The sequence below is a fragment of the Palleronia abyssalis genome (assembly GCF_900302445.1).
Taxonomy (GTDB): domain Bacteria; phylum Pseudomonadota; class Alphaproteobacteria; order Rhodobacterales; family Rhodobacteraceae; genus Palleronia; species Palleronia abyssalis.
This window is the reverse complement of record NZ_ONZF01000005.1, coordinates 90,137-115,817: the sequence shown is the minus strand read 5'-3', so window position 1 is coordinate 115,817 and position 25,681 is coordinate 90,137. Positions and strand designations below refer to the sequence as shown.

Here is a 25,681-nt window from a genome sequence, read left to right as displayed (position 1 = left end):
AAAGGTTAACTGTTTACACGACGGGTCAATTCCCGACGCCGCCAACCGTTCCCGCGAGATGGGATGGCTTAAGCCAGGGACGGGTCTTCCAGAAGTGTCCGACCCTCGCGCGATTCCAGTTCGATCACCCACAGGTCCGGGTCGCGGCCGCGCTCGGAGGTGATCGCGGCGTCCACATCCCCTTCCGTGCCGCTGGTCCATTCGGTCCAGAGGCGGGCGTCGGCGTCGAAATCGTATTGCCGCGCCATCACCCGGGCCTGCCCGTCGAGCGTAGCGCATTTCACGAAAACCGCCCCGGCGGTGTCGTCGCCGCGAGATGTGACGTAGGCCGGGATATTCTCTTGCGCGAGGCGATGAAGATAGGCCGAAACCCAGATACAGGTGGCAAGGCGGGCCATCAGGCGCCGTCGGACCAGTCGAGGCCGATCTCGGAATAGCGCTCGGCCTCGTCCAGCCAGCCGGGGCGGACCTTGACCTGAAGGAACAGGTGGGCGGGACGCCCCAGCAGCTCGGTCAGTTCCTCGCGGGCGGCCTTGCCGATGGCCTTGATCGTCTCGCCCTTGTTGCCCAGCACGATGCCCTTGTGACCGTCGCGGATCACATAGATGATCTGGTCGATCCGGGCCGAGCCGTCTTTCCGCTCTTCCCATGACTCGGTCTCGACCGTCAGCTGATAGGGCAGTTCCTGGTGCAGGCGCAGGGTCAGCTTCTCGCGCGTGATCTCGGCGGCGATCATGCGCATCGGCAGATCGGCGATCTGATCCTCGGGATACAGCCACGGGCTTTCGGGTAGCTTTTCGGCCAGCGCTTTGCGCAGGTCTGCAATGCCGTGGCCCTTTTCGGCGGAGATCATGAAGGTATCGGCAAAGGGAAAGCGGTCGTTCAACTTCTTGGTCAGGGCCAGCAGGGTTGGTGCCTCGACCCGGTCGATCTTGTTGATGGCCAGGATGACGTCTTTCGCTTCGCGGTCTTCCAGCGCGGTCAGGATCGCCTCGACCCCCTCGGTCAGTCCACGATGTGCTTCGACCAGAAGCACCACGACATCGGCATCCGCAGCGCCGCCCCAAGCGGCCGCGACCATCGCGCGGTCCAGCCTGCGACGGGGTTTGAACAGGCCCGGCGTGTCGACGAAGACGATCTGCGCGTCACCCTCCATCGCGACACCGCGGATGCGGGCACGGGTGGTCTGAACCTTGTGGGTCACGATCGACACCTTCGCGCCGACCATGCGGTTCAGAAGCGTAGATTTGCCCGCATTGGGCTCTCCGATCAGGGCGACGAAACCGGCGCGTGTCATGGACGGGATCCTCTCAAGGGCGGCCGTCTGATACGCCAGAACGCCGCGCTTTACCAGAACCGATGAGAGTGTAGATGCCGCTGCCCACGATCAACACGCAGCCCAGCAGGGTCAGCACGTCGGGGCGTTCCCCGAACAGGAGGAAGGCAAGGACCAAAGCGAACAGAAGGCGCGAGTAGCGGAACGGAGCAACCACGGAAATTTCGCCCGTGCGCATCGCCCCGGTCAGCGCGGTGTAGGCGCACGTGCCGACGCAGCCAGCCGCGATCAAACGCACCGCGGCGCGGGGATCGGGTCCTTGACTGGCAGGCTCGAACAAGGTGATGAGAGCGCCCGCGACCACCACCATGGCAAAGCCCGAGGTTCCGAGCTGGCGCCATGACAATGTGGGAGAACTGGCCCGCGTGGCAAGGTCCCGCCCCGCGAACCCGATCATGCCCAGAAGGGCAAAGATCAAGGCAGGCGTGAAGGCCGCACCCCATGGCCGCAAAATCAACAGGACGCCCAGAAAGCCCACCGCCATCGCGACCCAACGCGACATCCCGACCCGTTCGCCCAGCACAAGCGCGGCCCCCGCCGTCACAGCAAGCGGCGCGGCTTGCAAAATGGCCGAGGTCAACGACAGAGGCGCGAAGGCAAGCGCCAGGGCGAAGAACAAGCGGCCCGTCAGTTCGAACCCCGACCGCCACAGCATGGCCCCTTCGAAAAGTCCGCGGGGCCAGATGGATTCCGCCGAAAGGCGCGACAACGTGGCGAAGATCAGCAGGCCGGTGGACCCGAACAGAAGCGTGCCAAGGCCGGGCGAGACTGTCGCAGTGGCGGATTTGAACAGCGCGTCCTCTACTGCGAAGCCCAGCATGGCCGCGACCATCAGGGCGCTTCCGGTCAGATTGTCCTTCACCCCAGTCGATCCAGAAGCGCGTGCGCGGCGGCTTGCTGGGCCTCGCGCTTCGACTTCGCAGTGGCTTGCTCGGACTGTCCATCCGCCAGCCGCGCCTCGATGGTGAAGATGGGGGCGTGGTCGGGGCCGGTGCGCTTCACCTCGATATACTCCGGGGGCGGAAGCTTGCGGGCCTGCGCCCATTCCTGAAGCGCGGTCTTGGGATCACGGGCGTCCGCCTCGACCTGCTGTGTCCGCTCTCCCCATAGACGCACGACGCATGCGCGGGCGGCGTCGAACCCGGCATCGACATAGACCGCGGCGATCACCGCCTCCATCGCGTCGCCTAGAAGCGCCTCCTTCCGGCGTCCGCCCGAGATCATTTCGGACCGGCCCAGGCGCAGGACATCGCCCAGCCCGATCTGGCGGGCGACTTCGGCGCAAGTTTCCTTGCGGACCAACGCGTTGAACCGAGGGGCCAGTTGCCCCTCGGCCGCATCCGCGTCGGCGTTCAGCAGCGCCTCGGCCATCACGAGGCCAAGCACGCGGTCGCCCAGAAACTCGAGCCGCTGATTGTCGGGGCGCGTGACGCTGGCGATGGAGCCGTGGGTCAGCGCACGGACCAGAAGCTCGGGGCGCGCGAAATCATGGCCAAGCCGGCGCGCAAACGCGGTCTGCTCGGCCGACAGCTTCACACGATCTTCTCGAAGAAGCGGTCGGGACGCCATGTCCAGAAGAACAGCATCGACCGGCCCGCGGACGAAAACATCACCCGGTCGGCCCGCCCGATCAGGTTCTCGAACGGCACGAAGCCGACGCCCATGGCGTTCTGGCTGACGCGGCTATCGGTGGAGTTGTCGCGGTTGTCGCCCATGAAGAAGAAGTGTCCTTCGGGGACGGTATAGACTGGAGTGTTGTCCAGCCGCGAGTTGCGCACGTTCAGGATCGAATGTTCGACCCCGTTCGGCAGCGTCTCGATGGCGCGCGACTTCAGGCAGTCCTGCCCGAGGGCCACGCCCGCGTTTTCGCACTGGGGCAGGTTGCCGACGGGTCCCTGCTTGTCGAACGTCTCGACGAAAGTACCAGCATCCTGCTGCGGTGCGGCCTCATCGTTGATGTAAAGGACACCATCGCGAACCTGGATGCGGTCGCCCGGCATCCCGATCAGGCGCTTGATGAAGTCCGACCCGGTGACGGGGTGGCGAAAGACGACGACATCGCCGCGATCAGGCTCGGACCCCAGCCACCGTCCATCGATGAAGGTGCAGATCGAGAACGGGCAGGAATATTGCGAATAGCCGTAAGCCATCTTGTTCACGAACAGGAAGTCGCCGACCAGAAGCGTGTCCTTCATCGAGCCCGAGGGAATCCAGAAAGGTTGGAAGAACAAGGTACGGAAGACCCCCGCGATCAGCAGCGCATAGACTACCGTCTTGACGGTCTCGAGGATACCGCCTTCCTTTTCGCCCTTGGACAATTGCGCTCTCCCGCTGGTGCCGCGCCTAGATGGTCGGCTCTCAACCGGGTGTCAATCCTCGCGCTGGGGGTCCGCATAAAGGCGCAGGACGTCATCCTGCATCACTGGTCCCGCCCATCCGAAAGGCCCGTCGGCCGAACCCGCGAAATCCTCGAGCTTGAGGCCCGGATATACGAAATACTTATCGCGGACGGCCGGACGGCCTGCGGCGAAGACAACGCGGGTGACACCGGCCATGCGCATCGCGCCCAGGCACATCTCGCAAGGTTGAAGCGTCGTGACGACCGACGCGCCATCGATGCCTTCGGGCCGGTCGCCGCAGGCATTGGCCATCGCCACGATCTCGGCATGGCGCGAGGGGTCGTTGGCGACATGGACCTCGTTGTCGCCCCAGGCCGCGACCTCGTCGTCGATCAGGCAAGCCGCGACGATGGGCGCGCGGTCGTCATGAGTCTCGCTGATCTCGAGCGCACGGCGGATCGCCTTGCCCAGCGCGCCAAGTTCGGCCTCGGTAGGCTCTATCGTGTGGTCGTTCGACATGCGGCGGGTGTCCTTTCGGGGAAGTTGCCCGCGCCAACGCCATCCTCGGGCGGCGCGTTCCGCCCTCAGGTCGCGGCCAAGGGCCGCGCCTCGATCACCACGAAGGCCTGCGCCCAGGGATGGTCGTCCGTCAGGGTTACATGAATGATCGCCTCATGCCCCGCGGGCGTCATCTGCGCCAGACGGTCCGCCGCCCATCCGGTGACATGCATCACCGGCTGGCCCGTCGGAAGGTTCGTCACCGCCATGTCCTTCCACGCGATCCCCATGCGCAGCCCGGTACCCAGCGCCTTGGAACATGCCTCCTTCGCGGCCCAGCGCTTGGCATAGGTGCCCGGCGTATCGGCACGGCGTTCAGCCTTGCGCTGCTCGGTCTCGGTGAAGACGCGGTTGCGGAACCGGTCGCCGAACCGGTCCAGCACGCCGGCGATCCGATCTATATTCGCTAGATCGGTGCCGATGCCCAGGATCATGGGGCCCCGTGTGACGCGGTCAGGACGCCAGTCTGCTGGTTGACCGTGACGTCGAGGGACCGGGGCATCGCTTCAACCTCGCCGTATTCGAAGGCAGGTATGCGGACCGACAGACCTTCCAACGGGTCATATGTCGCCTGCGCGTCCCCAAGCCGGATTTCGTAATAGCCCAGACCATCGCGCAGGCTGATGAGCTGGCAGATCCGGAACGGCTCCTCCGGGTCGGGATAGAGGACCATGAGGTGATCCGAACAGCAGGCCGGTTCCCCGGTGTCGAGCAGCAGGAAAGCGATGCTCCCCTGAGCATAGGTTCGCGTCGCGTCCTCGTACGGCATAGCGAGGTTACGTGCGTTGGAGACCCAGGTGTTGCAGTCACGGGTCGCTTGGGCGTGAAGAGGGGCGGCGGCCAGAAGAGACAGAGCGAAAATTCTTAGCATGAGATGTCTCCATTGGTCGTGGTTTCGATATGGGCGGCCACCGCGTCAAGCGCGGCGGCGCCTTCGGGCAGAATGTCGGGCCAAAGCGGCCAGAGGTGGAAAAGCCCGGGAAAGACCCGAAGCTGCGTCGCGACCCCATGCAGGGCCGCGGCACGCGCCAGGATCAAAGCGTCATCCAGAAGGATCTCGTCCCCCGCCGCCAGGATCAGGGTGGGAGGCAGACCGGCGAGGTCCGAGATCGCGGGCGAGACCTGCGGATCGCGCGGATCGTAGTCGCCCATCGCCATGCGGGCGAAGGTCCTATCCCCCTCGTCGTCGTTCATCAGGTCAGAGGCGCGATGGCGTGTCGTCGACTGCCCGGTCCGATCCGAGTTCGGCGAGATCAACGAAAGTGATGCGATCCGCCCGCCGCGCGCCTGGCCCAGAAGCACGGCAATCTGGCCGCCGACAGAATCGCCGACGACCGGCAGCGGACCGGGCAGTGCATCCAGAACGGCGAGACACGCGTCGAGCTGCGCGGGCCACGCAGCCTCTGGCGCGCGGGGATAGTCCGGCACGACAACCTGCCGGCCTGTCGCAAGGGCAACGTGTTCGGCCGCCCGGGCATGGGTCGCGGAAGACCCTAGGACAAGCCCGCCACCATGAATCCACAGGATCGGGGCGCCCTCCCCGAACAGTCCGCAGGGGATGCCGGCGATGTCCGTCGTGCGCACTTTGGCCAAGGGGCCGGTGATGTGATCGAAAGCGGCCCGCATCTTGTCCGGATCTCCAGCGATGGGGGTGCTGCGGATGCGATCTTCGAGGGCGGCGCGATTGGCGGGACGGTCGGTCATGGGAGGCCTTCGTTCAGGATGCTTTGGGCAACGCCGCCCTCGCAGGCCGGGTCCGCAGGAACAGGTACAACGGCAGCGCGCAGCTGACCCCTATACCGAAGATCGCCGGGATCGCGATAAGGCCGAGCCAGTCGCGGCTGGTCACGCTGTCCCACGCGATCCAGAGGGTCAACGTCAGGGCCGAGATCGTCAAATCCCACGCAAGCCCGGTGGTCGAGGCGTTGACGTACCACGCTTCGATCAGCGCACCGAAGCCGTGCCCTTCGTTCATGTAGGCCAAGAACCAGTACATCGGATGCACCGCGCCCCAGACGGCCAGGGCGAGGAACACCCACCGCATCAGAAGCTGCCCGCCACGCCGATGGAGGCGGTGCCCGACACACTGACCGATACCCCGTCGGAGACGGCGATCTGCGGGTTCCGCCGTTCGGGCGGCGCGGCCTCGCCGCAGGCGGTCAGAACGATCAGGGCGGCGGCAAGAAGACGGATCATCCGAGGCGGTCCTTCCACGTGGCGATCTGGGCGCGCACGTTGTCGGGCGCGGTGCCCCCGTAGGATGTGCGCGACGCGACCGAGTTGTCCACGCCCAGCACGTCGAACACCGATTCCGTGATCGCCCCGTGGACCTCTTGCATCTCGGCAAGGGACAGGTCGGGCAGATCGCAGCCCTTCGCCTCGGCCTTCGCGACCAGCGTGCCGGTCACGTGGTGGGCGTCGCGGAACGGCAGGCCGGCCTCGCGCACCAGCCAGTCGGCAAGGTCGGTCGCCGTGGAAAACCCTTGCCCAGCCGCGCCACGCAGCGCCTCGGGGTTCGCGGCCATGTCGGACACCATCCCGGTCATCGCGGCGAGGCCCAGCATCAGCGTGTCGGCGGCGTCGAAGACCTGCTCCTTGTCTTCCTGCATGTCCTTCGAATAGGCCAGAGGTAGCCCTTTCATCACCATCAGCAGCGCGGCTTGCGCCCCGAAGATTCGGCCGATCTTGGCCCGCAGCAGCTCGGCGGCGTCGGGGTTCTTCTTCTGCGGCATGATCGAGGACCCGGTCGAGAACCGATCGGACATGGCGACGAAGCGGAACTGGGCCGAGGACCAGATCACCAGCTCTTCGGCCAAGCGCGACAGGTGCATGGCGCAGATCGACGCAGCCGACAGGAAGTCCAGCGCGAAGTCCCGGTCCGACACGGCATCCAGCGAGTTGGCGGACGGCCGATCGAAGCCGAGCGCCTTGGCCGTGGCGTGGCGATCGATGGGAAAGCTGGTCCCGGCCAGCGCGGCGGCGCCCAGCGGGCATTCGTTCATCCGCGCCCGCGCGTCGGAGAATCGGCTGACGTCGCGGGCGAACATCTCGACATAGGCCAGCATATGGTGGCCCCAGGTCACCGGCTGCGCGGTTTGTAGGTGAGTAAAGCCCGGCATCACCCAGTCGGCCCCCGTCTCGGCCTGACCGATCAGTGCCTTTTGAAGAGCGGCGATCCCCTCGATTGCCGCGTCGCACTGCTCGCGCACCCACAGGCGGAAATCGGTTGCGACCTGGTCATTGCGCGACCGCCCCGTGTGCAGGCGGCGGCCCGCGTCGCCGATCAGTTCGATCAGGCGGGCCTCGACGTTCATGTGAATGTCTTCCAGCGCGGTCGAGAACTGAAACGTCCCCGCCTGGATCTCTGACAACACGGTGAGGAGGCCTTCCCGGATCGCCTCGGCGTCTTTATCCGTCAGGATACCCTGTGCGGCCAACATTGCCGCATGGGCCCGAGAGCCCGCGATGTCCTGGGCCGCCAGCCGCCGGTCGAAACCGATGGACGCGTTGATCGCCTCCATTATCTCGTCGGGACCGCCGGCAAAGCGGCCGCCCCACATGGCGTTCGAGGTGCTGTCGGAGTTGGACATGGGCAAGGCCTATTTGCGGAGGATGGACGTGAAATATCTGTTGGCTGCTTCTTATCTGGCGCTGGCAGGCGCTGCAAACGCCGCTGATCTGTCGGACGTTTCGCTGGAAGGGGACATGCGCAAGCTCGTTGTCCACGACACCGCAGAAGCGGTGCCCGGCGTGACCTTCGACACCCCCGACGGCGAAACCGTCGCGCTGGCGGACTATGCCGGCACGCCCGTGGTCTTGAATTTCTGGGCGACCTGGTGCGCCCCCTGCCGGGAGGAAATGCCGGCCTTGCAGGAGGTCCAGACCACTCGCGATGGCGCGGTCGAGGTAGTGACCGTCGCCACGGGCAAGAACTCCGTCGACGGGATAATGACGTTCTTCGAGGAGGAGGGGATCACCGAACTACCCATCCTTCTGGACCTCAAACAGGGTGCGGCACGGCAGATGGCGGTGCTCGGCCTGCCAGTGACGGTGCTGATCGACGCCGAAGGGCGCGAGGTTGCTCGCCTGACCGGCGGCGCGGACTGGGCCGGTCCCGAAGCGCAGGCTGTGATCGACGCGCTGGTCGCGCCCGGCACTTGAACGGCACGGAACGGGCCGCCATATCCCGGCGGCCTGTCCACGGAGGTCACCCATGCTCCCTGTCGTTCCCATCGCCATCGCCGCCTTCGGTGGCGTCTCGGGCCTGCGCCTGTTGATGCGCCGACGGCGGATCGCGGCAGAGGACGTCGAACGTCACTGGGCCGCGACCTTCCCGGGCGACCATGTCACCGACAAGGTCGTCGCCATGGACGGACGCACTGCGCTGGTCGCCACGGACTGGGGCGCGGGCCTGTTGTGTCATGGCGGGGCCGAAGCCTGCCGGATCGACGATACCGAGGTCGATCAGGTGCCCGGCGGGCTGACGATCCGCTTCAGGGACGGCATAACGGCGCCGATCACCGTGGCCCTGCCTTCCGGCGACGCGGCCGCCTGGACCGACCGGATCGAGGGGCGGTGACCCCTCAGACCGCGGTCTTGCGGCTTTCGTCCAGATAGATTTCCCGCAGGCGTTTCGCGATTGGTCCCGGCGTGCCATTACCCAGCGCGGCCCCGTCGATCTCGACCACGGGCATCACGAAGGCGGAGGCCGAGGTGACGAACGCCTCGTCGGCGTCCTGCGCCTCTTCGACCGAGAATGCGCGCTCCTCGACCTTCATCTGGGCCTCCTGCGCGAAGCGAAGGACGGCGGCGCGGGTGATGCCGTGCAGGATCTCGTTGCCTAGATGACGGGTCACGATGGTCCCGTCTTTCACGATATAGGCATTGTTCGACGTCCCTTCGGTCACGACGCCGTCCTCGACCATCCAGGCATCGTCGGCGCCTTGCGCCTTGGCGGCCATCTTGCCCATCGACGGATACAGAAGTTGCACCGTCTTGATATCGCGCCGATCCCAGCGCAGATCGGGCAGCGTCACGATCTTCAGTCCCGTTTGCGCCGCAGGGTTGTCGGCGAGACCCGGCTTCGACTGGGTGAACAGCACCACGGTCTGCGGCGTGTCCTTCGGAGGATAAGCGAAGTCACGGTCGGCCGCGCCGCGCGTGACTTGCAGATAGACCAGCCCGTCCTCGATCCCGTTCTCGGCCACCAGACGTCGATGCACCTCGAGCAGGGCATCCTGCGTCATGGGCATCGGCATGTCGAGTTCGGCAAGGCTGCGCTCCAGCCGGCGGGCGTGTCCGTCGAAATCCAGAAGTTTGCCGGACAGGACGCTGGTGACTTCGTACACGCCGTCGGCGAACAGGAAGCCGCGGTCGAAGACCGATACCGTCGCCTCGGCCTCGGGGACGAACGCGCCGTTGACATAGACGATGCGGGACATGATGGGGCCTCCTTCACGGGTCATGGGCGGCGTTTAGCGGGGGGATTGCCTCAAGTATAGGCCCAGATCAGCAGCCCCGTGCCCAGGATCAGCCGGTAGACGACGTATGGCGTGAAGCTGACCGATTGCAGTAAGCGGAACATGAGCTTCAGCGCGATCAGCGCGAAGATTAGCGACAGCACGGCCACGATTGCGGCGTCGCGGAGGAGGGAGAAATCCGTCTGCCCGATCAGGTCGAGCGACAGGACCGCGCCGGAGGCCAGGATCGTGGGGATCGACATCAGCATCGACAGCTTCGCCGCATCGTGGCGGGTATAGCCCAGAAACCGCCCGCCGGTGATGGTGATACCGGAACGCGAGGTTCCGGGAATCAATGCGATCACCTGGTAGACCCCCATGATCAAGGCGTGTTTCAGCGACCATTCCCCGACAGTGCGAGTGGCGTCATCGCGCCGGTCCGACGCAAAAAGCAGAAGGCCGAAGAGGATCGTGGTCCAGCCGATCACCGCGACCGAGCGCATAGCATCCGACAGCCCCGTGACCTTGAGGATCAGTCCGGCCAAGATGACCGGGATGGTTGCCACGACGAGGCATAGCGCAAGCCATGCTCCCTGATCCGCTACCCTGCCCCGCAGCAACTGCGGCACACCGCTGAGCGCTATACGGACGTCAGACCAGAAGAACAGGACAACTGCGCCCAAGGTGCCGACATGGGCGGCGACGTCGATCAGGAGGCCCTGGTCCTCATACCCAGTCAAGGCGGGGAGAAGGACGAGATGTCCGGATGACGAAATCGGCAGAAATTCTGTGACGCCCTGCACGAGGGCGATTAGGAAGAGGTGCAGAATGGGCATTGGGGGTATCCGAACGGTGGCTAACGCGACCATAGGGTCCCTTATGCACAAGGGAAATCCGATAAATATATCCGCTTCGGCCTTAGTTTTGCGGCGCGGCGATGCCGAGCGACCGGTTTCGACCCTCACCACCCATATTTAGGTATGCACTAGTGACCTAGTGTCGAATTTTCCCTTTATCGGGGCGTGGAATGGGTGTATGGGGGCGGCGGTTCAGGAGGGATGTGCCTTGGCTAATCAGAAGATGCTGAAGTTCACGACCGTGCAGCGGGACATGCCGGACAAGCGCGCGCCCGATCTACGTCGTCAGGATTTCGCGGAGATTTACGGCGAGTTCGCGACCGAGAAGGCCGGCGAGCAGGCCGGGCGGTGCAGTCAGTGCGGCGTGCCCTATTGCCAGTCGCATTGCCCGTTGCACAACAACATCCCCGACTGGCTGCGCCTGACCGCCGAAGGGCGGCTGAAAGAGGCCTACGAGATCAGCCAGCTGACCAATACTTTCCCCGAGATCTGTGGCCGCATCTGTCCGCAGGACCGCCTGTGCGAGGGGAACTGCGTGATCGAGAAATCCGGCCACGGCACCGTCACCATCGGCGCAGTCGAGAAATACATCACCGACACCGCGTTCGAGAACGGCTGGGTAGAGCCGATCCGCCCAAGCCAGGAACGCCCCGAATCCGTTGGGATCATCGGCGCGGGGCCCGGCGGTCTGGCCTGTGCCGACATGCTGCGCCGCGAGGGCGTGCAGGTGACGGTCTATGACCGCTATGACCGCGCGGGCGGGCTGATGACCTACGGGATCCCCGGCTTCAAGCTGGAGAAGGACGTGGTCATGAAGCGCATCGACCAGTTGGAAGATGGCGGTGTGACCTTCCGGTTGAACTGCAACGTGGGGGACGACATCACCTTCGAGGAGATCCGGAACACACATGATGCGGTGTTGATTGCCACGGGCGTCTACAAGACCCGCGATCTTCAGGCCCCCGGCGTGGGCGCCAAGGGGATCGTGCGGGCCATCGACTTCCTGACCGCGTCGAACCGGGCGGCCAATTTCGGCGACAGCGTGCCGGAGTTCGAAAGCGGCGAGCTGAACGCCGAAGGTAAGCGGGTCGTGGTGATCGGCGGCGGCGATACGGCGATGGATTGCGTGCGCACCGCGATCCGGCAGGGCGCGAAATCGGTGAAGTGCCTGTATCGCCGGGACCGTGACAATATGCCCGGCTCGCAGCGCGAGGTCGCCAATGCCGAGGAGGAAGGCGTCGAGTTCGTCTGGCTGTCGGCCCCCAAGGGCTTCACCGGAGAGACGGTCGAGGGCGTGATGGTCAGCAAGATGCGGTTGGGCCAGCCGGACGCCACCGGGCGGCAGGTGCCCGAGATCATCGAGGGCGCCGAGTACGTGGAAGAGGCCGACCTTGTCATCAAGGCGCTGGGGTTCGAGCCCGAGGACCTGCCGAAGCTGTGGGGGGTCGAAGGGCTGGAGGTGACGCGCTGGGGCACCGTTCTGGCCGATTTCCACACCCATGAGACGAGCCTGCCGGGGGTCTATGCCTGCGGGGATATCCAGCGGGGGGCGTCGCTGGTGGTCTGGGCGATCCGCGATGGGCGCGAGGCCGCGCAGGCGATGATGGCTCAGTTCGGTTCAACGGCCGCAGTGGCTGCGGAATAGCGTCCCGCAACTGTCGGACATCTGTCGGGTTCCCGCCGGGCCGGCGCCGGGTTCCGGCCGGTCAAAAGCCGGGCGCGCGCCGGACACATGTCGGACATCTGTCGGGACGGGGTCGGACAGGGCAGAAGCGGACAAGGTCATGCTGGATGACCCATCTGGCGCAGGCAACGGATTGGCCCCGGAAGCGACCGGCCGGGGCGCTGCCCCGGACCCCGGGGTATTTAGTCAAGGATGAAGGGGCGGTGGGTCGTCCCGGATGAGGGGAGCCGACATGGCGGCGGAGGGAACGGGAACGGGCGAGACGGTCGGAGGCTGCGTCTGCGGTGCGGTCGAGATTCTCGTGCCCCGTCTGGGCCACGAGATCAGCGCATGTTTCTGCGACGTCTGCCGGGTCTGGGGCGGCGGCGTGCAGATGGGACTGGACGCACCCGCGGAGACGGTGGAGGTTACTGGCCCGGTAAAGACATGGCCGACCGCGATCGCGGAGCGGGCGTGGTGCGACATTTGCGGCACGCATCTGTGGTTTCGCTATACCGCTGGGCGGGATGCGGGGTACCTGGAACTGACGCCTGGGCTGTTTCCCGATGCGGGGGGCGGACATTTGGCGCGGGTCAACTATGCCGACCGTGCGCCGGAAGGATACGACATGACCGGGCCGGGCGAGATCGCCCGGGTGCCGGCAGCGCAATACGAAGCGGAAAACCCGCATCTTCAATCGGAGGTCCGACATGACGGAACATGATGCAAACTGGGTCGCCCGCGAGGAAGCCAAGCGGGCCTTCATGGCCGAGAACGGCTTGTACTCCCCCGAGGATGAGCATGCGTCCTGCGGCGTCGGGTTCGTGGTGTCGATCGACGGCACCCCGTCGCGCCAGGTGGTCGAGAACGGGATCAGCGCGCTGAAGTCCATCTGGCACCGGGGTGCCGTGGACGCGGACGGGCGCACCGGGGATGGGGCGGGGATCCACATCCAGATCCCGCAGGCCTTCTTTGCCGACCAGATCGCGCGCACCGGGCATACGCCCATCGAAGGGCAGCGCCTGGCCGTCGGTCAGGTGTTCCTGCCGCGCACGAATTTCGGCGCGCAGGAGACCTGCCGGACCATCGTCGAGACCGAGGTCTTGCGGATGGGCTATTACATCTATGGCTGGCGGCACGTGCCGGTGGACATCAGCTGCCTGGGGTCGAAGGCGAACGCGACGCGGCCGGAGATCGAGCAGATCCTGATCTCGAACGCGAAGGGCGTGGACGAGGAGACGTTCGAGCGCGAGCTTTACGTCATCCGCCGCCGGATCGAGAAGGCCAGTGTCGCGGCTGGCGTGCCGCAACTGTACCTTGCGTCGCTGTCGTGCCGGTCGATCATCTACAAGGGGATGATGCTGGCGCAGGACGTGGCCGAGTTCTATCCGGATCTGAAGGACGAGCGGTTCGAGAGCGCCTTTGCGATCTATCACCAGCGGTATTCGACCAACACCTTCCCGCAATGGTGGCTGGCGCAGCCGTTCCGGATGCTGGCCCATAACGGCGAGATCAACACCCTGAAGGGCAACCTGAACTGGATGAAGAGCCACGAGATCCGCATGGCATCTTCCGCCTTCGGGGACCTGGCCGAGGACATCAAGCCGATCGTGCCGCAAGGGTCGAGCGATTCGGCCGCGCTGGATTCGGTGTTCGAGGTTCTGGTGCGCTCGGGCCGGTCGGCGCCGATGGCCAAGACGCTGCTGGTGCCTGAATCGTGGTCCAAGCAGGCCGAAGAGCTGCCCGAGGCCTGGCGCGACATGTATTCCTACTGCAACAGCGTGATGGAGCCGTGGGACGGGCCAGCCGCGCTGGCGATGACAGATGGGCGCTGGGTCTGCGCGGGGCTGGACCGCAACGGTCTGCGACCCATGCGCTATGTGGTGACGGGCGACGGGCTGGTGATCGCCGGGTCCGAGGCCGGGATGGTGCCGATCGACGAGGCCGGCGTCGTCGAGAAGGGCGCGCTGGGTCCGGGGCAGATGCTGGCCATCGATATCGAGGCCGGGCAACTGTTCCACGACGCGCAGATCAAGGACAAGCTGGCGTCTGCCCAGCCCTTCGGCGACTGGGTCGGCAAGATCACCGAGCTGGATTCGGAGCTGGCCAAAGTGGACGAGGCGCCGTTGTTCGACGGGACCGACCTGAAGCGGCGGCAGATCGCGGCGGGCTATTCCATAGAGGAGCTGGAGCAGATCCTTGCGCCCATGGCGGAGGACGGGAAGGAGACGCTGGCCTCGATGGGGGACGACACGCCGTCTGCCGTGCTGTCCACGACCTACCGGCCGCTGTCGCATTTCTTCCGCCAGAACTTCAGCCAGGTGACGAACCCGCCTATCGACAGCTTGCGCGAGTTCCGGGTGATGAGTCTGAAGACCCGGTTCGGCAACCTCAAGAACGTGCTGGACGAAAGCAGCGCGCAAACCGAGATCATCGTGCTGGACAGCCCGTTCGTCGGGAACGCGCAGTTCGACCGGATGGTCGAGGCGTTCAACTCGCCCATGGTCGAGATCGACTGCACCTTCGATGCGGGTCAGGGCCACGGCACGTTGCGCAAGGGGCTGGAGCGGATCCGGCACGCGGCCGAGGATGCCGTGCGCTCGGGCGCGGGGCATATCGTGCTGACCGACCAGGGCGTCAGCGACACCCGCGTGGCGATGCCGATGATCCTGGCGACCAGCGCTGTCCACAGCTGGCTGACGCGGCAGGGGCTGCGGACGTTCACCTCGATCAACGTGCGCTCGGCCGAGTGCATTGATCCGCACTATTTCGCGGTACTGATCGGCTGCGGTGCGACCACGGTGAACGCCTATCTGGCCGAGGATTCGCTGGCCGACCGGATCGACCGGGGGCTGATGGACGTGTCGCTGACCGAAGCGGTGGCGCGCTATCGCAAGGCCATCGACGCGGGCTTGCTGAAGATCATGTCTAAGATGGGGATCAGCGTGATTTCCTCCTATCGTGGCGGCCTGAACTTCGAAGCGGTGGGACTGTCCCGCGCCATGTGCGCCGAGTTCTTCCCCGGCATGCAGTCGCGGATCAGCGGCATCGGCGTGAATGGCATCCAGCTGAAGGCTGAGGAGGTCCATGCCCGCGCGTTCCGGGGCGGCAAGGACGTGCTGCCCATCGGGGGCTTCTACAAGGCGCGACGTTCCGGAGAGGCGCATGCGTGGGAAGCGACCTCGATGCACATGCTGCAGATGGCCTGCAACAAGGCCAGCTATCAGATGTGGAAGCAGTATTCGAAGAAGATGCAGAGCGCGAAGCCCATCCATTTGCGCGACCTGATGGACTTCAACCCGCTGGGCGCGCCGATCCCCATCGAGGAGGTCGAGAGCATCACCTCGATCCGGAAGCGGTTCGTCACGCCCGGCATGTCGTTGGGGGCGCTGTCGCCCGAAGCGCACCGCACGCTTTCGATTGCCATGAACCGGATCGGCGCGAAGTCCGACAGCGGCGAAGGCGGCGAGGATCCCAAGGACTTCACGCCGGATTCGAACGGCGACAACCGCTCGGCCAAGATCAAGCAGGTCGCCTCCGGGCGTTTCGGCGTGACGGCGGAATATCTGCTGCATTGCGAGGAGCTGGAAATCAAGATCGCCCAGGGGGCCAAGCCCGGCGAGGGCGGACAGCTTCCGGGGATGAAGGTCACCAAGCTGATCGCGAAGCTGCGGCATTCGACGCCCGGGGTGACGCTGATCAGCCCGCCGCCGCACCACGATATCTATTCGATCGAGGATCTGGCGCAGCTGATCTATGACCTCAAGCAGATCAACCCGCGCGCCAAGGTCACGGTGAAGCTGGTGGCGTCTTCGGGCGTCGGCACGATTGCGGCCGGTGTGGCGAAGGCCAAGGCGGACATCATCCTGATCTCGGGGCATAATGGCGGCACGGGGGCCTCCCCCGCCACGTCGATCAAGTATGCCGGCCTGCCGTGGGAAATGGGCCTGACCGAGGCGCATCAGGTTCTGGCGATGAACGACCTGCGGTCGCGCGTGACGCTGCGCACCGATGGCGGACTGCGCACGGGACGCGACATCGTCATGGCCGCGATGATGGGCGCCGAGGAATACGGCATCGGCACGGCGGCCCTGATCGCCATGGGTTGCATCATGGTCCGCCAATGTCAGTCGAATACCTGCCCAGTGGGCGTCTGCACGCAGGACGACGCGCTGCGCGACAAGTTCACCGGCAACGCGGACAAGGTGGTGAACCTGATCACCTTCTACGCGACCGAGGTGCGCGAAATCCTGGCCTCGATCGGGGCGCGGTCGCTGGACGACGTGATCGGGCGGGCGGATTTGCTGATGCAGGTCAGCCGTGGCAGCGCGCATCTGGACGATCTGGACCTGAACCCGCTTCTGATCACCGTCGATGACACCGGCGAGATCGTGTATGACCGCGACCAGCCCCGCAACGCGGTGGACGACACGCTGGACGCCGAGATCGTGCGCGACGCGCAACGCTTCCTTGAGGACGGCGAAAAGATGCAGCTGTCCTATGCCGTGCGCAACACGCACCGGACGGTGGGCACGCGGACGGCCAGCCACATCGTGCGGCGCTTCGGAATGCGCAACGATCTTCAACCCGACCACCTGCACGTGAAGCTGACCGGCAGCGCGGGCCAGTCGCTGGGCGCGTTCGCTGCACCGGGGCTGAAAATCGAGGTGTCGGGCGATGCCAACGACTATGTCGGCAAGGGCCTGTCGGGGGGTATCGTCGTGGTGCGCCCGCCCATGGTCAGCCCGCTTCAGGCGGCCGAGAATACGATCATCGGCAATACCGTGCTCTACGGGGCGACCGACGGTTTCCTTTTCGCCGCCGGCCGCGCGGGCGAGCGGTTCGCGGTCCGCAACTCGGGCGCTCATGCGGTGATCGAAGGCTGCGGGTCGAACGGGTGCGAGTACATGACCGGCGGGGTCGCCGTGATCCTGGGTGAGATCGGCGCCAACTTCGGGGCCGGGATGACCGGGGGCATGGCGTTCCTGTACGATCCGAATGACCGGGCGAACACGTTGATGAACCCCGAAACGCTGGTGACCTGCGCGGTGACGACCGACTACTGGGCGGACCTGTTGAAAGGCCTGATCGAGCGGCACCACGCCGAGACGGGATCGCGCCGGGCGGCCGATATCCTGCAGCATTGGGAGATGGAGCTGCCGAATTTCGTGCAGATCTGTCCGATCGAAATGCTGGGCAAACTGGATCATCCTGTCGGGATCGAGCAGGAAGCCGTGCCGGCCGAATGACATCATGGGGCGTCAGAACGGCGCCCCATACGCCTCTCGTACCGTCGCGCTTCCCGATCTTAACGGTTCGGTGACGGGTTTCCGCCTAGGCTGCAGGGGATGAACGAGAGGTGCGTTTCATGCAATTGACAAGGGATTCGACCTTGGTTGCACCGACCGGGGCCATGCCACGGACGGCAGATGCGGGGACGCTCGCCTGGTACGACCGCATGGCGGAGACGTATTCCGAAATCGTCTCGCGCGATGCACCGGATGACGACCTAAAGGCCTTCATCCGCCTTCTGGACCCCGGCGCCGGGCCGATCCTGGACTGGGGTTGCGGGCCTGGGAACACCGCCGCGATGCTGGCCTCCTTGGGGTTCGAGGGGCACGCGACGGATGCCAGCCAGAAAATGGCCGAGCTGGCCGCCGGTCTTGGCATCCGGGTTCGGGTCGAGCCGTTCGAGAACCTCTCTTCCACCCCGCGATACCAAGGAATCTGGTCGAATTTCGGCCTTTCGCATATCTGTATCGAGCATGTGCCCCCCCTTCTCTCCCTGGCGGCGAATGCGCTTCTTCCGGGCGGCATCCTGCATCTGGGCATGACCACGTGGCGCGAGGGGTTCGAGGACGGCGACCGGTCCGGGCGGGACTGCTTCGGGTTGATCTTCACCCAGCTGCACCCCGACACCCTGCGCCGCCTTCTGACCAGCGTCGGGCTGGAGGTTCTGTCGCTCCGTGAAACCAGCTTCGAGATGATGCTGTCGGGCGGCAAGACGGGCTGTGCGCTGGTTCTTGCCAGAAAGACCGCGACGCCCTGATCCTGCCCGCGCCCCGCCCTAGGTCCCGCCGGGTACAGGAGGTAGGACCATGACGAAACTTTTGATCCAGGCGCTCGACATGATCGAAGGCGGCGACTGGGACGCGGCGCATGACATCGTGGCCGAGGATGACAGCCGCGAGGCGGCTTGGCTGCACGCCCATCTGCACCGGGTCGAGGGCGATGGGCAAAACGCGGAATACTGGTATCGCAAGGCCGACCTCGATCCTTTCGTGGGGGACGTCACCGAAGAGCGATATGCCCTGCGGTCGGCCCTGACAGAGGACCCACTGCCCTGATCCACAACGCTTGACCCTTCCCCGCTTCCGGTGGATTTGGGGGCATGGCGAAAAAGACCACGGGCAAGAAGCGAAAGACCGTCGGACGCGGCTTCAGGCGCATTGCGCTGCGGGTGGCTGCGGGAATCGTCGTGCTGATCCTGGGGTTGGTGGCGCTGTTCTCGGTCCTGAACCCGCCTACGACCCCATACATGGCGGCCGAAGCGCGCCGGCTGGGGGGCGTCGATCATGAGTGGATCCCGATGGAACAGATTGCCCCGGTCATGGCCCGCGCGGCCGTCGCCGCCGAGGACGCGCGGTTCTGTCAGCATTGGGGGTTCGACGTGATCGCGATCCGTGCGGCCATCGACGCCGGGGGCGAACGGGGGGCGTCGACGATCACGCAGCAGGTGGTGAAGAACGTGTTCCTCTGGCAGGGACGCAGCTGGCCACGCAAGGCGCTGGAGGCGATGCTGACCCCCCTGGTCGAAGCTTTCTGGACCAAGAGACGCATTCTCGAAGTGTACCTCAACGTGGCCGAGTTCGGCGAAGGGGTGTTCGGGATCGACGCCGCAGCCTACGCCGCTTTCAGGGTCCGCCCGTCCGAGTTGGGCGCCACGCAGGCCGCCCGGCTGGCCGCAGTCCTGCCGAACCCCAAGGGTCGATCGGCCGCCGCGCCCAGCGCCACGCTGGAACGGCGGGCGGCGGGAATCCGCGACGGGGCCGCAACGATCGACCGGGACGGACGGGCCGCCTGCTTTCAGACCGCTGCACCGGGTTGAACGGCGCCTCCAGAGCGGGCAGTTAAGCCCGTGTCGTTTTCTGTTAAGGATGGTTCACCGATGTATCGCCTCTACCACGCCCCCTTGTCGCCCTTCTGCCGGAAGGTCCGTTTAGTCCTGGCAGAAAAGCGCGTGGAGGTGGAACTGGTCGAGGAACGCTATTGGGAGCGCGACTCGGATTTCCTGCGGCGGAACCCCGCGGGCAAGGTGCCCGTGCTGCGCGCCGAGGGGCGGAACATGCCCGAAAGCCAGGCGATCTGCGAGTGGCTGGAGGACCAGCACCCCGAGCCCGCCTTGATGCCGAAGGATGCCGACACCCGCTACGAGGTCCGCCGCCTGTGCGCATGGTTCGACGACGCGTTCTTCCGGCAGGTGACCGAGAACCTGTTGTACGAGCGGGTGAACAAGAAGGTCCAGAACACCGGGTATCCGGACTCGATGAAAGTGAAGGCAGGCGCCCGAGCGGTGAAGTTCCACCTCGACTACATGGCGTGGCTGCTGGAAAAGCGGCGCTGGCTGGCCGGCGACGTGATGACGCTGGCCGATTTCGCCGCCGCCGCGCAGCTGTCGTCTCTGGATTACACGAGCGACGTGGATTGGGCGCGTAACGAGGCGGTGAAGGACTGGTACGCCAAGATCAAGTCGCGCCCTGCCTTCCGCGGGCTACTGGCAGATGTCGTCCCGGGCTTCCCCCCGCCGCCTCACTACGCGGATCTCGACTTCTGATAGGCTGCAACCCGGCCGCCGATTGCATTTTTGCTAAAGTACCGGACATCTCCGCCCGGGGCGCATCCTTCAATCACGTGGCGTGGGCGCCCCGATGGCATGTAGCGACGCACGGCAGCGCGATCGGGAGGTAGCGCCAGAACACCGCATCAGCCCCCGAGCCAGCGTGTAAATCTGGGGCGCGCCATGATAGATGGCAGGAAAGTCATTCCGCCGGGACATCAGATCGAATGAAAGCCGAGACCCCGCAAGACGACACAATGGCGTGCATCGGTTCCTGCGGGGCGCATTCTCGTTCAGGCCATATGTGCCCTGTTCTTCATCAGAGGGGTGGTCGAGAACTTTCGGCAGGCCGGGAAGATCGGAACACAGCGCCTGACGCTCGAACCCGGGGCGGAGGTTACCCTGACATTCTGCGTGATCTTTCTGATGCTGGAACTGAGCTGCTTGCTGTCGCGGATGTTCTACACGCAAACCGGTCTCGATATTGCCCGGGGTCATCTGTCGGAGGTGATCGAAGCCTTTTTCGCGAAAAGGAAACTGGCGTAGACGGAACGCACAAGGCTCGGCCCGCCGCTCCTGCCGCAAGAGGGAAGTCATGACCGATCCTAGCGCTCACCCGGATGATCCGCACTATGTGACGCGCTCCGGGTGGCTGCGCGCTGCGGTTCTGGGTGCCAATGACGGAATCGTTTCGGTCTCATCGCTGATTGTCGGCGTCGCTGCGGCGGACCCTGCCCCGCGCGCCGTCCTGATCGCTGGCGTTGCAGGGCTCGTGGCCGGTGCAATGTCCATGGCGGCCGGAGAATACGTCTCGGTTTCGTCCCAATCCGATACCGAGCGGGCCGACATAAAACGCGAGGAAACCGCCTTGGCCGAGATGCCCGAGGAAGAGTTGGCCGAGCTGGTCGCGATCTACGAAGCCCGGGGGTTGACCCGAAAAACGGCCGAGGCCGTCGCGCGCGAACTGACCGACAAGGATGCCCTTGCCGCACATGTCCGCGATGAACTCGGTCTGTCTGAAATTCATGCGGCCAACCCGCTTCAAGCGGCCGTCGCGTCCGGGGCTACCTTTAGCGTTGCCGCGTCCCTGCCCGTACTCGCCGCATACTTGTCGCCGTCGTCCGCGATTGTGCCGTCCGTCCTGTCCGTTACTGTCCTTGCGCTTGCCGTTCTGGGGGCGGCCGGGGCCAAGGCAGGCGCCGCCCCGCTGGTGCCCGCGATCGTGCGCGTGGTCGGCTGGGGTGTCTTTGCCATGGCCGTCACGGGCGCGACGGGCTGGTTGTTCGGCGTCAGCGTATAGCCACGTCGACCCGGCCGCTTGCGAGCTTCGAATGGCTTCCACCGGCATTCGCGTTTTTGGGTACTGGCTGCTGAAAAATGCCCCCGCAGCATGCGTGATTGGGTTTCCACCAGGGAAGCCCGGGAACGGTGGCGGTTCCGAACCCGGCGGTGTCGTAGACGGGTTGGCCTTCGCGTAGGCGGTCGCGGATGACGACCGGAACCGATAGCGAGGAACACGACAACCTCCGGACCGGCGCCAAAAAACGAAATTGCCGTGCGGCCCGTCCCGCCAGTGAAGAGGCCGATCGCGCCGGTTCCGAGGATTGGCGTCATGACAACCCGGGTCTTCAGACGGTCGGTCCCAACTAAGATCAAAAGCCCGCTGATTGCCGAACATCCCAGCCGTTGTGGGACTTCAGGCCGCCGCGGGGACGATCGCACCGTACGCGTCACGATCCGTCCATGCGCCCTTTTCGTATCGGCGGCTCAGTTTCCCTGAGCTTTCCAGTGTCAGGAGCGTCAACCAGCCATTGTCGAAAAGCGCCCGGACCTCGGACTGACGTTCGAGCACCTGGGTGATCATTTCTTCCGGGGCCTCGACGGCGACGACCAACCGGCTCGGTACGTGCCGCAGCGTTTCGCCGTCATGCACCGATTGCCAAGGCAGTCCGGCCCGAAGCGCGCCCCCGTTGCCTTCGAGGACGCCGATCCCCCCGACGACGTTGTGCAGAAGCTTGTTGCCCGCGCCGAATGTCTCGGGCGCGACCGCCGAGCCCTGATATTGCAGCGCAATCCAGCTCGCGACGACGACCGGGGCGCTCAGGATCAGTTCGAGCGTCGTCGCGTCGTTGTCCTGCCGCCAGTCGTAGTCATGAAGGAAGACCCGAGCGTCAAGATCGCGACCCGCAGTTCGGGCCCGGGGCGCGGCGATGAAGCCGCAGCAGCCCGCAAGCCCCCATTCCGGCCTGATCTCGGACCAGTCGCGACCCCGCCGCTCCAGCGTTTCGGCCGATGCCCGGGGCAGCCCCCGTGCGCGTTCGGTCCGGGTCAGCATCGCCGCTTTCCACAACGCCACGCGCAGACGATCGATCTCTACCCTACGGTTTGCGGCCGCATGGTCTTCGAAAACCCGGACGTCATCGGAGACGGTGTCGTGCAGCCCGGCAACGAAGCTCGTATCGCGTGGTATCGCGATCCCCTTGGCGGCGAGACCGGCACGGACCTCCTCGTTGTTCAGAAGTTCGGCCAGGAGACGCGCGTTGACGTCGCCCGCAAACCCGCCGCAGGCCCCGCATTGCAGCGCGCTGGAATGGGGCACGTTCGTGACCGTGGCGCCGTGTCCACAGATCAACACCAACCGGGCGAACCCCGAGGTCAGGGACATCGCCCGCAGAACACCCTCGGCCGCCGCGATCCGCTCGTCGAGGGGTAAGTCGAGTGCCGGGGCCGGGCCGTCCGAAGATGGCCCGCGGGCGCCAAGACTGTCGCGGATGAGCTTGCCCACGTAGATAGGCCCAGCGGCCTCGACGAACGCGAAAGCCGAGACCGCGGCCCGCTTGAAGCGACCCCAGGCGCGGATCGTCCGCAGCCGCACGCGCGCGCTCGTCTCAGCCGTGCCATCCCCAACTGCATGTGTTTCGATAACGGGTTTCACCAGAATGGGCGCCCGCGCCTCGACGGTGTCCGAGGCGTGGGGGTGGTGCCGGACCGCGAGGCCGAAGAAGCCCGCGAAGCCGATCGTCCCGATCTTAGGATCGGCGGATTCGAGGGCCCGGCGCAGGCGTTCGGACCGCACATCGATACAGAATGCCGCCTGAATCGCGGGGGGCGCCCCCGCATCGGTGTCGGTTCCCCCCGAGAGTTTCTCTGCGAGGTGCCGTTCGCCGCTGCGGTCGACAGCTTCCTGAAGCGCGGAATCAAGCGTCAGGTTCCGGTCAGGCTCGACCGGGCGTGCGTAATCGGCTTTCGCCCGCTGCCATGCGTTTTTGCGGGCGGCACCGCCTTTCGCAAGGAGGGCGACCTCCCACACCAGTCGGATGGTCAAAAGTTCGAAGAGCGTGCTGTCCCGCCCGCCGTCGCGCTCGCTGATCCAGCCGATATGGCGTGCGTATTGGGCCCAACCCGAGAGGGTCACAAGCAGACGGTGGAAGTAGAGGGGCGCAGCGTCTGCCGGCAGGTCGAGCGCCCGGCAGGCTTCCGCGAAGGCAGCGCGCACATCCGTCGGCATCGCCTCTACCCGGGCTGCGAAGCCCGACAGGCCCGCGACGCCCGGGGTCAGGTCTCGGCTGGCATAGGCCCGCCACGAGGTCCAGGCGCCGGCCGACGGCGCGGGCCAGAATGCCTGCCCGCGGTCGAATTGCACGGCTGCCCAGTGACCGATCCGCTCCTCAATGAGGTCTGGCCAGTCGATACCCTCGTCATGCTTTGCAAGGTCGGCGACGGTCGGCAGCGCCGTTTGGACATGGGCCTTCTCATTCGCGGCGCGGACCAGATCGTTCGGGTCGAGGCCCCGTGCCGCCGCAGCGTCCGACAGGTCCTTCGCCGTCACCTCTCCTGCATCCATCATCGCGGCAACGGCCTTGCGTGGCAGGTACATCCTTCCGCCGCCCGCGAGGGCCACGCGGGCAGCCGCGACGGTGCGATCCTCGTGCGACTGGCCAAGCCAAGGATTGACCGCGACGGTTGCCTCGAGCGGGAAGGCCGGCGGAATCTGGTGAATAGCGTGCTCTGCCGCCGCGAAGAGTTCAAGCGTCGGGCCGGGCCAGGTCATGTGGACGTTCATTGGATCGCTCCGGATTTGGGGGCCCAGCGGCCCGAAAGCCGATCCGAGACCGCATTGAGGTAGAGGCCGTTCATCAGGTGCACGCGCAGCCCGGCCGCCACCGGATGTCCGGCCCAGAGCGGGAAGGTCGTTTGCGCAACCGCAGCGACGGCGAAGCTGACGAGGGCCAGGACGATGGTCGCCCAGATCAGCCCGTCGGGCGGCGGTGGTGGCGGCAAGGTGCCCGCCGAGGCCCAGGTCGCCCCTTGATGCAAGGCGAAGTAGGCGACCGTCGCAACGACCGAGAGCGCGACGGTGCGCCAGGCAAGTGCACGGGGTGCGAGATCGGCGAGGCCCTGGGCGATCAGGTAGACCACCCCGAAGATCAGGATCGCCCCAACCGCGACGGCCTGCGGCGGCTTCGACGCGATCCCGAAGGCCAGCCCGACAACGAGATAGAGCGCCAGCGCCAGGCCGAATGACCGCGCCACCGCGGCAAGGTCAGGCACCGCGACGGGGCCGGGCCGTCGGATCGACGCCACCTCGCGCACCGCACCGCCCGAGGCCAGAAACGCATGCGCCTTGTAAAGTGAATGCGCCACGATATGCAGCAGCGCCAGCGGGAACAGCGCCAGCCCGCATTGCAGCACCATGAAACCCATCTGTGCGCAGGTGGACCAAGCCAGGGCCGTTTTGACCGCAGGCTGGGTCAGCGCCACAGCAGCGCCAAGAAGGGCACTGAACCCGCCGACAAGCGCCAGGATCGCCAGAACACCGGGGGCTGCGATCAGCACGTCGGCGAACCGGATCAGGAGGAACCCGCCAGCGTTGACCACGCCCGCATGCAGCATGGCCGAGACCGGCGTGGGTGCTTCCATGACCTCGGTCAGCCAGCCGTGCGTCGGCACCAGCGCGGACTTGAAGATTGCCGCAAGCGCAAGGAGCAGCCCGGCCAGCCAGAGCAGGCCGGCGCCCTCGCCCGCCTGCGCTGCCGCGTTGATCGTGGCAATATCGGACGTGCCGAAACCCGCGACCAGGATGCCGACGGCGATCAGCAGCGCCGCGCTTCCGACGATCCCGCTCACTGCCTTCTTCCGGGCCGCCCGGCGGGCGCGGGGCCGTTGTGGATAGAACAGCAGCAGGCGATTCAGGGTCACGCCCGTCGCGACCCAACCTATGGCAAGTTGCGCGACGTTCCCCGCGCTGACCAGCAACAGGACGCAGGCAATAGTTGCCGCCATCCATCCCATGAAGGCGGGCTGGCGCGCTTCACCATCAAGTGCCACGCGCGAGAAGCGCAGGACTACCCACCCGACGAAGGCCACCGTCAGCATCATTGCTATGCTGACGATATCGATGCGAGCCGACAGGCCGATCGAGGCCACCCCGAGAAGCGGGCTCGTCGACGAGCCCGAGACGGCGAGGTCGACAGCGGCAAGCGCCCCGACAAAAAGCGCGGCAAGGGCGGCGGCCTCGGGCAACACCAGTCGCCAGTTCCCGCGGACGGGCGGCCGGAGACGCATCGCAAGGGCCGAGGCGGCAAGGACGAACGGGGCAAACAGGATCAGAGCAGTCATCGCAGACCTCCGG

The 25,681-nt window shown here is 65.8% G+C and carries 27 protein-coding genes; 11 read left to right on the top strand and 16 right to left on the bottom strand.

The window, feature by feature from the left end:
- Window positions 1–68: 68 nt before the first annotated feature.
- From PAA8504_RS12530 to argH, 12 genes are all read right to left on the bottom strand, one after another.
- On the bottom strand, window positions 69–401 hold the full coding sequence (locus tag PAA8504_RS12530) for a DUF1491 family protein (protein ID WP_370739691.1): 333 nt from the start codon (window positions 399–401) through the stop codon (window positions 69–71).
- Complete coding sequence (era, locus tag PAA8504_RS12525) at window positions 398–1,297, bottom strand: GTPase Era (protein ID WP_108894529.1); 900 nt, start codon at window positions 1,295–1,297, stop codon at window positions 398–400. Before era ends, PAA8504_RS12530 begins: the two co-directional genes overlap by 4 nt.
- Before the next feature lie 13 nt (window positions 1,298–1,310).
- A complete protein-coding gene (locus PAA8504_RS12520; protein WP_245897619.1) occupies window positions 1,311–2,198 on the bottom strand; it encodes a DMT family transporter in 888 nt (295 codons plus the stop codon).
- Window positions 2,195–2,872 (bottom strand): ribonuclease III, encoded by a 678-nt coding sequence (gene rnc, locus PAA8504_RS12515; protein ID WP_108894528.1) that lies wholly within the window; start codon window positions 2,870–2,872, stop codon window positions 2,195–2,197. The genes PAA8504_RS12520 and rnc overlap by 4 nt, the downstream gene beginning before the upstream one ends.
- Window positions 2,869–3,654, bottom strand: a complete 786-nt coding sequence (gene lepB / locus PAA8504_RS12510) for a signal peptidase I (protein ID WP_108894527.1) — start codon at window positions 3,652–3,654, stop codon at window positions 2,869–2,871. Before lepB ends, rnc begins: the two co-directional genes overlap by 4 nt.
- 51 nt (window positions 3,655–3,705) lie before the next feature.
- Window positions 3,706–4,194 (bottom strand): deaminase, encoded by a 489-nt coding sequence (locus PAA8504_RS12505; RefSeq protein WP_108894526.1) that lies wholly within the window; start codon window positions 4,192–4,194, stop codon window positions 3,706–3,708.
- A 65-nt stretch (window positions 4,195–4,259) separates the two neighbouring features.
- Window positions 4,260–4,667 (bottom strand): holo-ACP synthase, encoded by a 408-nt coding sequence (gene acpS / locus PAA8504_RS12500; protein ID WP_108894525.1) that lies wholly within the window; start codon window positions 4,665–4,667, stop codon window positions 4,260–4,262.
- Entirely contained in the window at window positions 4,664–5,104 is a 441-nt protein-coding gene (locus PAA8504_RS12495; protein WP_108894524.1) for a hypothetical protein, read from the bottom strand. The genes acpS and PAA8504_RS12495 overlap by 4 nt, the downstream gene beginning before the upstream one ends.
- Complete coding sequence (locus PAA8504_RS12490; protein ID WP_108894523.1) at window positions 5,098–5,937, bottom strand: alpha/beta hydrolase fold domain-containing protein; 840 nt, start codon at window positions 5,935–5,937, stop codon at window positions 5,098–5,100. The genes PAA8504_RS12495 and PAA8504_RS12490 overlap by 7 nt, the downstream gene beginning before the upstream one ends.
- Window positions 5,938–5,950: 13 nt before the next feature.
- Window positions 5,951–6,277, bottom strand: coding sequence for a DUF2834 domain-containing protein (locus PAA8504_RS12485; protein WP_108894522.1), 327 nt, complete (start codon window positions 6,275–6,277; stop codon window positions 5,951–5,953).
- Window positions 6,277–6,429 carry a hypothetical protein gene (locus PAA8504_RS22080; protein WP_181375790.1) on the bottom strand — a complete coding sequence of 51 codons (153 nt, stop codon included), beginning with the start codon at window positions 6,427–6,429 and terminating at the stop codon, window positions 6,277–6,279. The genes PAA8504_RS12485 and PAA8504_RS22080 overlap by 1 nt, the downstream gene beginning before the upstream one ends.
- Complete coding sequence (gene argH / locus PAA8504_RS12480) at window positions 6,426–7,823, bottom strand: argininosuccinate lyase (protein ID WP_108894521.1); 1,398 nt, start codon at window positions 7,821–7,823, stop codon at window positions 6,426–6,428. Before argH ends, PAA8504_RS22080 begins: the two co-directional genes overlap by 4 nt.
- 22 nt (window positions 7,824–7,845) lie before the next feature.
- Between argH and PAA8504_RS12475 the strand changes: the two genes are divergently transcribed.
- Window positions 7,846–8,394 (top strand): TlpA family protein disulfide reductase, encoded by a 549-nt coding sequence (locus tag PAA8504_RS12475; protein ID WP_245897627.1) that lies wholly within the window; start codon window positions 7,846–7,848, stop codon window positions 8,392–8,394.
- A 52-nt stretch (window positions 8,395–8,446) separates the two neighbouring features.
- Window positions 8,447–8,812 carry a hypothetical protein gene (locus PAA8504_RS12470; protein ID WP_108894519.1) on the top strand — a complete coding sequence of 122 codons (366 nt, stop codon included), beginning with the start codon at window positions 8,447–8,449 and terminating at the stop codon, window positions 8,810–8,812.
- Window positions 8,813–8,816: 4 nt separating this feature from the next.
- Here PAA8504_RS12470 and PAA8504_RS12465 read toward each other — a convergent pair whose 3' ends face one another.
- Both PAA8504_RS12465 and PAA8504_RS12460 read right to left on the bottom strand, forming a co-directional pair.
- The gene (locus PAA8504_RS12465) at window positions 8,817–9,674 is read right to left on the bottom strand and encodes a D-amino-acid transaminase (protein WP_108894518.1); all 858 of its coding nucleotides are present in this window, start codon (window positions 9,672–9,674) and stop codon (window positions 8,817–8,819) included.
- Window positions 9,675–9,724: 50 nt separating this feature from the next.
- A complete protein-coding gene (locus PAA8504_RS12460; protein ID WP_108894517.1) occupies window positions 9,725–10,528 on the bottom strand; it encodes an undecaprenyl-diphosphate phosphatase in 804 nt (267 codons plus the stop codon).
- A gap of 229 nt (window positions 10,529–10,757) precedes the next feature.
- Between PAA8504_RS12460 and PAA8504_RS12455 the strand changes: the two genes are divergently transcribed.
- The 9 genes from PAA8504_RS12455 (at window position 10,758) to PAA8504_RS12415 (ending at window position 21,349) form a co-directional block, all read left to right on the top strand.
- Entirely contained in the window at window positions 10,758–12,194 is a 1,437-nt protein-coding gene (locus PAA8504_RS12455) for an NAD(P)-dependent oxidoreductase (protein WP_108894653.1), read from the top strand.
- 271 nt (window positions 12,195–12,465) lie between these two features.
- Window positions 12,466–12,936, top strand: a complete 471-nt coding sequence (locus PAA8504_RS12450) for a GFA family protein (RefSeq protein WP_181375789.1) — start codon at window positions 12,466–12,468, stop codon at window positions 12,934–12,936.
- Window positions 12,923–17,461, top strand: coding sequence for a glutamate synthase large subunit (gene gltB / locus PAA8504_RS12445; protein WP_108894515.1), 4,539 nt, complete (start codon window positions 12,923–12,925; stop codon window positions 17,459–17,461). Before PAA8504_RS12450 ends, gltB begins: the two co-directional genes overlap by 14 nt.
- Before the next feature lie 119 nt (window positions 17,462–17,580).
- A complete protein-coding gene (locus tag PAA8504_RS12440; RefSeq protein WP_108894514.1) occupies window positions 17,581–18,261 on the top strand; it encodes a class I SAM-dependent DNA methyltransferase in 681 nt (226 codons plus the stop codon).
- A gap of 49 nt (window positions 18,262–18,310) precedes the next feature.
- On the top strand, window positions 18,311–18,559 hold the full coding sequence (locus PAA8504_RS12435; protein WP_108894513.1) for a hypothetical protein: 249 nt from the start codon (window positions 18,311–18,313) through the stop codon (window positions 18,557–18,559).
- A gap of 44 nt (window positions 18,560–18,603) precedes the next feature.
- A complete protein-coding gene (mtgA, locus tag PAA8504_RS12430; RefSeq protein ID WP_108894512.1) occupies window positions 18,604–19,320 on the top strand; it encodes a monofunctional biosynthetic peptidoglycan transglycosylase in 717 nt (238 codons plus the stop codon).
- A 60-nt stretch (window positions 19,321–19,380) separates the two neighbouring features.
- A complete protein-coding gene (gene fzlA / locus PAA8504_RS12425; protein ID WP_108894511.1) occupies window positions 19,381–20,046 on the top strand; it encodes an FtsZ-binding protein FzlA in 666 nt (221 codons plus the stop codon).
- Window positions 20,047–20,376: 330 nt separating this feature from the next.
- Complete coding sequence (locus PAA8504_RS12420) at window positions 20,377–20,595, top strand: hypothetical protein (protein ID WP_108894510.1); 219 nt, start codon at window positions 20,377–20,379, stop codon at window positions 20,593–20,595.
- A gap of 49 nt (window positions 20,596–20,644) precedes the next feature.
- Entirely contained in the window at window positions 20,645–21,349 is a 705-nt protein-coding gene (locus PAA8504_RS12415; protein WP_108894509.1) for a VIT1/CCC1 transporter family protein, read from the top strand.
- Window positions 21,350–21,745: 396 nt separating this feature from the next.
- Here the strand turns inward: PAA8504_RS12415 and PAA8504_RS12410 are convergent, their stop codons facing one another.
- Together PAA8504_RS12410 and PAA8504_RS12405 are read right to left on the bottom strand one after the other, a co-directional pair.
- A complete protein-coding gene (locus tag PAA8504_RS12410) occupies window positions 21,746–24,112 on the bottom strand; it encodes a YbcC family protein (RefSeq protein WP_108894508.1) in 2,367 nt (788 codons plus the stop codon).
- Window positions 24,109–25,668: a proton-conducting transporter transmembrane domain-containing protein gene (locus tag PAA8504_RS12405; protein WP_108894507.1), complete on the bottom strand. Its 1,560-nt coding sequence runs from the start codon at window positions 25,666–25,668 to the stop codon at window positions 24,109–24,111. Before PAA8504_RS12405 ends, PAA8504_RS12410 begins: the two co-directional genes overlap by 4 nt.
- Between the last annotated feature and the right edge of the window lie 13 nt (window positions 25,669–25,681).

Excerpts from the sequence above, each read along its gene's own strand:
- era (WP_108894529.1), bottom strand. The coding sequence starts at position 1,297 with ATGACACGCGCCGGTTTCGTCGCCCTGATCGGAGAGCCCAATGCGGGC.
- PAA8504_RS12505 (WP_108894526.1), bottom strand. The coding sequence starts at position 4,194 with ATGTCGAACGACCACACGATAGAGCCTACCGAGGCCGAACTTGGCGCG.
- acpS (WP_108894525.1), bottom strand. The coding sequence starts at position 4,667 with ATGATCCTGGGCATCGGCACCGATCTAGCGAATATAGATCGGATCGCC.
- PAA8504_RS12495 (WP_108894524.1), bottom strand. The coding sequence starts at position 5,104 with ATGCTAAGAATTTTCGCTCTGTCTCTTCTGGCCGCCGCCCCTCTTCAC.
- PAA8504_RS12490 (WP_108894523.1), bottom strand. The coding sequence starts at position 5,937 with ATGACCGACCGTCCCGCCAATCGCGCCGCCCTCGAAGATCGCATCCGC.
- PAA8504_RS12485 (WP_108894522.1), bottom strand. The coding sequence starts at position 6,277 with ATGCGGTGGGTGTTCCTCGCCCTGGCCGTCTGGGGCGCGGTGCATCCG.
- PAA8504_RS22080 (WP_181375790.1), bottom strand. The coding sequence starts at position 6,429 with ATGATCCGTCTTCTTGCCGCCGCCCTGATCGTTCTGACCGCCTGCGGC.
- argH (WP_108894521.1), bottom strand. The coding sequence starts at position 7,823 with ATGTCCAACTCCGACAGCACCTCGAACGCCATGTGGGGCGGCCGCTTT.
- PAA8504_RS12475 (WP_245897627.1), top strand. The coding sequence starts at position 7,846 with ATGGACGTGAAATATCTGTTGGCTGCTTCTTATCTGGCGCTGGCAGGC.
- PAA8504_RS12470 (WP_108894519.1), top strand. The coding sequence starts at position 8,447 with ATGCTCCCTGTCGTTCCCATCGCCATCGCCGCCTTCGGTGGCGTCTCG.
- PAA8504_RS12465 (WP_108894518.1), bottom strand. The coding sequence starts at position 9,674 with ATGTCCCGCATCGTCTATGTCAACGGCGCGTTCGTCCCCGAGGCCGAG.
- PAA8504_RS12460 (WP_108894517.1), bottom strand. The coding sequence starts at position 10,528 with ATGCCCATTCTGCACCTCTTCCTAATCGCCCTCGTGCAGGGCGTCACA.
- PAA8504_RS12450 (WP_181375789.1), top strand. The coding sequence starts at position 12,466 with ATGGCGGCGGAGGGAACGGGAACGGGCGAGACGGTCGGAGGCTGCGTC.
- gltB (WP_108894515.1), top strand. The coding sequence starts at position 12,923 with ATGACGGAACATGATGCAAACTGGGTCGCCCGCGAGGAAGCCAAGCGG.
- PAA8504_RS12440 (WP_108894514.1), top strand. The coding sequence starts at position 17,581 with ATGCAATTGACAAGGGATTCGACCTTGGTTGCACCGACCGGGGCCATG.
- PAA8504_RS12435 (WP_108894513.1), top strand. The coding sequence starts at position 18,311 with ATGACGAAACTTTTGATCCAGGCGCTCGACATGATCGAAGGCGGCGAC.
- mtgA (WP_108894512.1), top strand. The coding sequence starts at position 18,604 with ATGGCGAAAAAGACCACGGGCAAGAAGCGAAAGACCGTCGGACGCGGC.
- fzlA (WP_108894511.1), top strand. The coding sequence starts at position 19,381 with ATGTATCGCCTCTACCACGCCCCCTTGTCGCCCTTCTGCCGGAAGGTC.
- PAA8504_RS12415 (WP_108894509.1), top strand. The coding sequence starts at position 20,645 with ATGACCGATCCTAGCGCTCACCCGGATGATCCGCACTATGTGACGCGC.
- PAA8504_RS12410 (WP_108894508.1), bottom strand. The coding sequence starts at position 24,112 with ATGAACGTCCACATGACCTGGCCCGGCCCGACGCTTGAACTCTTCGCG.
- PAA8504_RS12405 (WP_108894507.1), bottom strand. The coding sequence starts at position 25,668 with ATGACTGCTCTGATCCTGTTTGCCCCGTTCGTCCTTGCCGCCTCGGCC.